Below are 6,864 nucleotides of genomic sequence, written 5' to 3'. Positions count from 1 at the left end.
GGGTAGATTCTGCTGATCGTCGCAACGTTGTTTGATCATCTTGTCAGTTGAGCGGCGAAGGCTGCTGCGGGGGTGGCCCAGCTGAGGATCTTCCGGGGTCGGTTGTTGAGGAGGTGTTCCACCCGGCGCAGGTCGCTGATGCTGTAGTCGCGGAGGTTCGCGCGTTTCGGGAAGTACTGGCGCAGCAGGCCGTTGGTGTTCTCGTTGGTGCCGCGTTGCCAGGGGCTTCCGGGGTAGGCGAAGTAGACGCCTTCGTCGAAGAGCTCGGCAAGGAGGTCGTGGCGCGCCATTTCCGCGCCCTGGTCCCAGGTCAGGGTGCGCCGTGCGATCCGGGGTAGATCCTCGACCGCGCTCGCGAGGGCAGCGGCGAAGTCTTCACCCCGGCGCTGCTCGGGGACGTGCACCAGTCGCAGGTAGCGGGTGGTGCGGTCGACCAGGGTTCCGATCGCGGACTGGCCGTGGCGGCCGAGGATGAGGTCGCCTTCGAAGTCGCCGACCCGCTGACGGGCGAGCACGACGGTGGGCCGCTCGTCGATCGTTCGTGCGTGCGCGCTGAACCGTGGCCGCCGGCTCTGCGGCCTGCGGCGGCGAAGTCGCAGGCCGCGACCAGTACGGAGGTTGCGCGCCAACTGCCTGGTCAGGCCGCGGCTCCCGCCGAAGTACAGGCCCTGATAAATGGTCTCGTGACAGACATGCCAGTCCGGCCGGGCGGGGTGCTCGGTCTTCAGCCAGGCCGCGATCTGTTCCGGGCTCCACTGCAGTCGCAGCTTGTCCTGCACGACCGCGCGCAGCTGTTCATCGCGGGCGAAGATGCTGCGACGTTGGCGCCGCGCCTGCTCCCGGGCGCGTGCGTGCGCGAGACCGGCCTGGTAGACGTCGTTGTCCCCGTCGCGCATGTTGCGGCCCAGCTCGCGTGAGATCGTCGACGGCGCCCGCCCGAGCCGGCGCGCGATCTCCCGCATGCTGCATCCCTGTCCGCGCAGCACGGCGATGCGCTCCCGCTCCAGCAGCGACAGATACCGGCCTGACCGCGAGTCCTCCGCGCGCACGGTCCGCGCCAGCCCGCCGCGATGCGACCGCCAGTAGTAGCCGGTCGTCCGAGCGATCCCCAGACGCCGACACGCCTCCACCGTGCCCACCCCAGACGCCATCAACTTCCAGTACTCGTCCTCCAGTGCCAGCCGTCGCTTCCGCCCCGGTCGTCCCATATCCACCCGATCCTTCTAACAGAGGGTGTTGCGACGAATGCTCGAACCCACGGACTCCCGGGGGTCACTTTTCACGAACCGGCGACAGGGGTTGGACAATTCAACAAATTTGCTTAGAAATGCGAGGGAAAAGAACTCTATCCCCTCGCTCTCGGGTAATTCGTGGCGATCGGTGTCTCTCTTGTCAAGATGTATGCACTCGTAAATACTGAGCGGTGGAGCCCCGTTTAACGACGTGTCGGTGCGCCAACACTGACACGTCGAAGATGCCCGTCGAACGCTCGCCCGGACCTGATCCTCTGGAGGACGCCATGATGCTGATGGTTGCGCCATCCTGTCCACCGATAGGCGGTGGATTCCTGTGGAGACCGATACTCCGTAGGCGAAAGTGATCATCATGGGGCGCGCAGAAAAGCCAATCAACCCCATGGCTCCGCCGGCCGTACGACGGGTCGCTGTCGGATTGCGCTTGCTCCGGCATGAAGCTGGCCTGTCCTATGCGCAACTAGCCGCACGCGTTTCGCTCTCGGTGACCACCCTCGCCGCTGCCGCTTCCGGGGACGTCTTGCCTTCTCGACGAGCGACCCTCGCCTACGTTCGCGGGTGTGGCGGCGATGTCCATGCGTGGTGGCGTCGGTGGGTCGCCGCCCGCGCAGAACTGGCCGGGCTGGATAAGCCTCCGGAGCCCAATGACGTCACTTCTACCGAGGATTTTGCGGTGCGCCTGCGCCAGCTGCTGCAATGGCACGGCATGGTCAACCTGGCCGACATCACCAGAGTGACCCGTCTGACGCGCTCCACCGCCCACCGGGCTCTGTCGGGCGAGGCCCTACCCACGATCGCCACGCTGAAGCGGTTGCTGACACCCTGCGGCCTCGACGCCAGTACATATCGTAGTTGGGTATTGGCGCGCGCGACCTTACTGGGCCTCCCCTTGGGGGCGGCGGAGGAGGGTGCGTACGAGCCAATCGATGACCGCGCCTCCGGACCGAACCCGAGCGGAGGCGGCATCGCCGAACCTCACCTGGTCCCGTCCCCGCCGCGGATGGCCGTCCAGCTCATTCGGGAGCTGAAGCTGCTGCGGCGCGGCGAGGGGCTGGATGCAGCTCAGCCGACGATAGGTCCAAGGCTGCGCCAGCTGTGCAAGGTTGGTTCGCACGATACGCTGATTGACGCCCGGCGGAAGGTTGCTTGGGTCCTCCACCGCTACATCACTCTGCTCGGCCAGGAGGAGCAGGTGCTTGTCACCGTGGCGCTGAACCTTCCCGGCACCTCGGCGGCAGGCTTGTCGACCCTTGCCGCACATCGGTGGTACCAAACTCGGGTTGACAAACTGGCGCGGATGTTTGACCGGGATCAGCGCACCATTCGGCGTCGGGTCGATTCGGTCCTCATCAGGCTAGCCGAGTGCCTGACGAGGGATATGTCGGCTGAGCGCTTGGACCGTGATATGCGGCTCGGTGAGCCGGTATGACACTTCGGAAGACGGATGCCGAAACGGGTTGGCCTGCCATCATTGACGGCTGGATTCAGGACCATGCGATTCGCCGTGATCTCATGGCCCTCAGTGTCTTCGCGCTGGTCGTCGTCCTGCTCATCGTTGTCGCGATCGCCGGTGTCATTCCAGCAGGGATAATTGGATGGATTTCCGGGAGCGCTGTCGCCGGGATCGGCAGCGTCAGCGGCGTGCGCTGGCTGCGTGCCCGGCGTGCAGCTATTGCCGACCCGGCCGCGACGAACACCGAGACTGATGCAAAAGCGGGCGTTTAGGCCACCAGCGCACTTCGGTGGGAGGACACCCGCTCCTCGGAGGAGGCTGGGAGACTGACCGGCATGTCGAAGGGGCTGCTTGCGCAGATCGAGGCTGGGGTGCTGGGTGACGAGCCGCTGCCGCGCCTGTTGCAGAAGTGTGTTGTGCTGGGAGGGCGGGCTGGGTCGGAGAAGATGCGCGGCTGGGCCCGCCAAGAGCTCAACGGCTACCCGAACATCAAGGACATCCCGCCGTATCGCAAGCTGGTCGCACAGGTGAAGGTCACCCTCACCAACCCGATGGGATACCAGCCAGTCACGAGCTCGTTTTCGACCGCCCAGCTTCCCGAGAGTATGAGGAGCTTCCTCGACGATCTCGACGCACCACTTGAGCAGGTCCCGATGAGCGGCGGCATCGGCGAGTTGGACGCGCTGGCCAGTAGCGGTAAGGACGAGCACTGGCTTGTTCCGTGGTGGGCCGACGTCCTGCTCCCTGTGCTTAACGAGCACTACGTCGACCCGCACACTACTCGGGTTCGCGATGTCTACTGGGCGTTGTCGAACGCCCAGCTCAAGGGGCTGCTCGTGCAGGTGCGCACCAACCTCGCCGAGCTGGTTGGCGAACTGCTCTCGCTCACGCCTGAGAACGGCGAACCGAGCAAGGAGGCCGCCGACGCGGTCACCGTCTTCCTCGTCACCGGTGACCGCAACGTATTCACCAATCTTCGGCAGGAAACCTCAGGAGGGACTGCGATCGGCAGCCAGAATGCTAGCGGCGACGGATCCAGTGTGATCGGTAACCAGGCCGCCAGCGGCGAGGGCAACACCATCACCGGACGCGACGTGAGCCCTACCGCGCCCGCCGCCAAAGAGGGCTTCTTCAAGCGGTGGCGCAAGCGCGGAATCATCGTCGGCATCGCAACCGTCGTGGCCGCGATCGTCGGCCTGCTCCAGTTGCTCGACCAGACTCCCTGGTAACTCGAGCACGAGCGTCCCAGGTCATCGTGGGGGCGCGACAACGATGTCGTGCTGCTGCGCGCGCCACGCCGAGCGTGTGGTCCGGCGGTGTCGGTTGGTGTCGGCATACTGCCCCGTATGGGGAGGAACAAGCGGAAGAGCGCCGGGCCGCGGCAGTGGTCGGCGGCTGCTGGTGCGCGGTGGGCGCGTGATGCGCGGATCGCCACGGCGCGGTATCTGCGTGAGGCGCCGTTCGCGCGGTCGTGGGAGGCGGCCAAGCTCACCGAGGCGCACCAGAACCGGGCGATGCACTTTCGGCGGCAGGTCCCGGACAGCGACCGCAGTGCGGCCGATGTCACTGCGGCGGCGGTGGTGATCACGGGTCTGGGTTATCCGGAGACGTGGCGGCCGGCGAGCTGGGAGGTTGTGGCCGAGCGCGTGGTGGCTGATCAGGCGCAGTCGCTGGCCGGCGCCGACCTCTACATCCTCAGTCCCGAGATGTGTGATGTGGTGATCGCGGCAGCGCAGACGCTGACGTTGGATGATCTGTCGTTGCTGTCCGACGATGACCTGCCCAGCCTGTCGGGCCTCGTGGTGCTGCCCCATCCACTGCTGGTGCGCGCGGTCAGCGGCGGCCTCGGCGACGACCGGGCCTACCAGTGGCACGCTCCGGTCACGATGCCCCGGCCCACGTCGGGTGGGGAGTTCGAGCAGGCACCTGCCGTGCGGATCACCAGCTATCACGACACCTTCGGCCCCGTGCGGCCGGACACGTTCGTGGCGCTGCGCCAGCACGCCCATGACCAGGGAAACCCGCTGCCACCATTGCTGACCGACGGCATCCGGTGCATGCCGTTCCAGTACGCCGCGACCGAGGAACAGCTCCGCAACCACGCGCAGTTCTCGGCCACCCTGCGCGCGACCGGGGAGCGGATGCGCAGCCACGCCGAACTGTGGGGCCTGGACGAGGACGGGGTGACGGGCGAGTACACGCCGGGCAGCGAGATCGACGACACCGACGACTCGTTCTGCATGCGATTCCTGTACGCGTTCTGGCGGCTGTGCGAGCAGCGCATCACCACCACCAGCGACGTCGAAGCCCGCCACGCTGCCCGCCTGGCCGCCGAGCGGGCCGGTGTCTCGCCCGAGGTGCGCGTGGTGCGCCTGCGACCCGCCAACACCACCGCCGGCGATGCTGCGGCCGGGGAGGGCCGGGACTGGCAGCATCGCTGGATCGTGCGCATGCACAAGGTCCGCCAGTGGTATCCGTCTGAACAACGCCACAAGGTGCTCTACCGCGGCCCGTACATCAAGGGCCCTGCGGATAAGCCGCTACTCGGTGGTGAAACCGTCCGCGGGCTGGTCCGCTGACCGGGCGCTCTGCTCACCGTCGCACCACACGGCAATGTCGGGGCCTCTGGACGATGCGTCCGGGGCGTCGGGCAGGTGTGAGCGGTAGGCTCCTGTGCATGGCCAGCCCGGAACAGCTCGCCCGCCGCATGGACCGCGCCGAGGAAGACCTCACTGCCCTCTCGGACACGCTCCTCGATATTCGGGATACCGTGCATGGCCACACCACCACCCTGGCCGAGCACGGCCGCGCGCTGGGTGAGATTCAGCAGGAACAGGACCGGCAAGCCGCCAAGCTGGACGAGATCGCCACTGGACTCGCCGCGATCCTGCGCCGGCTCGGCGAGGGCTGACGACGGCGCGGTGCGTTGCTGCACCGGTGCCAAGCGCACTGTATAATGACATATACGATGCGCTGAGGGTTGTCCCACTCCGATCGGCCAGCCCCTCCAGCCAGCAGCGGCAGGGTGATCGGCGCTAACTCGCGCGGTTTGTGGGCGCCGCGCCGTTTACTGGGTCATGTGAAGCTGTGCGGCCCCGTCGATGGAGTCGGCCTGCGAGGTAGACCATGTAGCCGAGCAGCACGAGTAGAACGGACACGAAAAGCAAAGCCTGGCACCGTATCCAGGGCGTGAACGCCGTGGGGCCCTGGCTGAGGGTGATCGCTGGCAGCGCGATGCCGACCACGGTCGGGTAGGACAACACACCGAGCGCGACCCAGATCTGGCTGTCCGGGCGAACGATCCGATCCCGGTCCTGTCGCAGCCGCAGCACTTCGTGGTCGACATCTTCGAGTTGCTGCTGCGCGCGGGCGTTGGCCTCCTTGAGCCGGATGCGCTCGTGAACGTCGCTGGGCCGAAAGTTCCGCACAGCCGGGCTGGGTGTGGTGAGAAGGTAATGAGACCCGAAGATGCCTCCGCCAGCCTCGTCTTTGTCGGGCTGTGCCGGGTCAGCGGATGGGTCGTAGGGCGTCTTCACGGGTGGGTCGCCGACGTGGCCTCCCTGGGACGCCATGTCGGCGTGCCGGAGCTCTCGCTCGTGGTGGCGGGCGTCGTGAAGCCGTTCCTTGATCACGTCGACGTAGGCGTGCTCCCACAGCGCGGGCCACGCGCTTGCCTCGGGCTCGAAGCGCTCACGAAAGTACTCGTCCCACGCATCGAGTCGATCTTTCCAGTCGTCTACTGAGCCATCTTCGGCGGATGGGAACCGAGTGTCGATGGTGGCACGTACGCGGGCGTACTCGGCCACGAGGTCGTCGAGGTAGGGCTGGAGTTCGTCGTCGGTCAGGTCAGTGGGCGCACCGAGTGGCCGGATTGCCGCGGCCTTGATTTTTCCTTGGGCGATGCCGTCGAACACATCGTCGTCGTCGAGGAAGTCATGGGCCTCGAAGTCTCGGAGCGCCTTGGCCGTCTGGTCCGCGCGTTGCTTGACGAGGCCGCGTCGGCTGATCGCGTCGTCGAGGATGCGCTGGGCGCCCTGTTGCTCGCTGTCCAGGCCGATGAACCGGTTGACCAGCAGACCGCCGATGATCGCGACGAGACCGGCGCTGGCCCCGATGACCGCCGCCAGAAAAGGCGCGGGGTCGGTGGGCGGCATTGTG

General features: G+C 66.7%; 7 protein-coding genes. 5 read left to right on the top strand and 2 right to left on the bottom strand.

All coding sequences use genetic code 11. The features are described from left to right. Positions 1-35: 35 nt before the first annotated feature. A complete protein-coding gene (locus BAY60_RS00725) occupies positions 36-1,208 on the bottom strand; it encodes an IS30 family transposase (protein WP_211330152.1) in 1,173 nt (390 codons plus the stop codon). A gap of 397 nt (positions 1,209-1,605) precedes the next feature. Between BAY60_RS00725 and BAY60_RS00720 the strand changes: the two genes are divergently transcribed. The 5 genes from BAY60_RS00720 to BAY60_RS00700 all read left to right on the top strand — a co-directional run bounded on the left by BAY60_RS00720 (position 1,606) and on the right by BAY60_RS00700 (position 5,617). Next, complete coding sequence (locus tag BAY60_RS00720; protein ID WP_170160286.1) at positions 1,606-2,682, top strand: helix-turn-helix domain-containing protein; 1,077 nt, start codon at positions 1,606-1,608, stop codon at positions 2,680-2,682. Next, entirely contained in the window at positions 2,679-2,978 is a 300-nt protein-coding gene (locus BAY60_RS00715) for a hypothetical protein (RefSeq protein WP_112278873.1), read from the top strand. The genes BAY60_RS00720 and BAY60_RS00715 overlap by 4 nt, the downstream gene beginning before the upstream one ends. 63 nt (positions 2,979-3,041) lie before the next feature. After that, positions 3,042-3,935, top strand: a complete 894-nt coding sequence (locus tag BAY60_RS00710) for an AbiTii domain-containing protein (RefSeq protein ID WP_112278872.1) — start codon at positions 3,042-3,044, stop codon at positions 3,933-3,935. A 117-nt stretch (positions 3,936-4,052) separates the two neighbouring features. Continuing rightward, on the top strand, positions 4,053-5,285 hold the full coding sequence (locus tag BAY60_RS00705; protein WP_112278871.1) for a hypothetical protein: 1,233 nt from the start codon (positions 4,053-4,055) through the stop codon (positions 5,283-5,285). Between the two features lie 98 nt (positions 5,286-5,383). Continuing rightward, complete coding sequence (locus BAY60_RS00700; protein ID WP_146770962.1) at positions 5,384-5,617, top strand: hypothetical protein; 234 nt, start codon at positions 5,384-5,386, stop codon at positions 5,615-5,617. Between the two features lie 124 nt (positions 5,618-5,741). Here BAY60_RS00700 and BAY60_RS00695 read toward each other — a convergent pair whose 3' ends face one another. Beyond that, positions 5,742-6,860, bottom strand: coding sequence for a hypothetical protein (locus BAY60_RS00695; protein ID WP_112278869.1), 1,119 nt, complete (start codon positions 6,858-6,860; stop codon positions 5,742-5,744). Between the last annotated feature and the right edge of the window lie 4 nt (positions 6,861-6,864).

The sequence above is a fragment of the Prauserella muralis genome (assembly GCF_003202285.1).
Taxonomy (GTDB): Bacteria; Actinomycetota; Actinomycetes; order Mycobacteriales; family Pseudonocardiaceae; genus Prauserella_B; species Prauserella_B muralis.
Note: the sequence above shows the minus strand (reverse complement) of the source record. Positions and strands in the feature narration are given on the sequence as shown.

Excerpts from the sequence above, each read along its gene's own strand:
- BAY60_RS00720 (WP_170160286.1), top strand. The coding sequence starts at position 1,606 with ATGGGGCGCGCAGAAAAGCCAATCAACCCCATGGCTCCGCCGGCCGTA.
- BAY60_RS00715 (WP_112278873.1), top strand. The coding sequence starts at position 2,679 with ATGACACTTCGGAAGACGGATGCCGAAACGGGTTGGCCTGCCATCATT.
- BAY60_RS00705 (WP_112278871.1), top strand. The coding sequence starts at position 4,053 with ATGGGGAGGAACAAGCGGAAGAGCGCCGGGCCGCGGCAGTGGTCGGCG.
- BAY60_RS00710 (WP_112278872.1), top strand. The coding sequence starts at position 3,042 with ATGTCGAAGGGGCTGCTTGCGCAGATCGAGGCTGGGGTGCTGGGTGAC.
- BAY60_RS00700 (WP_146770962.1), top strand. The coding sequence starts at position 5,384 with ATGGCCAGCCCGGAACAGCTCGCCCGCCGCATGGACCGCGCCGAGGAA.
- BAY60_RS00725 (WP_211330152.1), bottom strand. The coding sequence starts at position 1,208 with ATGGGACGACCGGGGCGGAAGCGACGGCTGGCACTGGAGGACGAGTAC.
- BAY60_RS00695 (WP_112278869.1), bottom strand. The coding sequence starts at position 6,860 with ATGCCGCCCACCGACCCCGCGCCTTTTCTGGCGGCGGTCATCGGGGCC.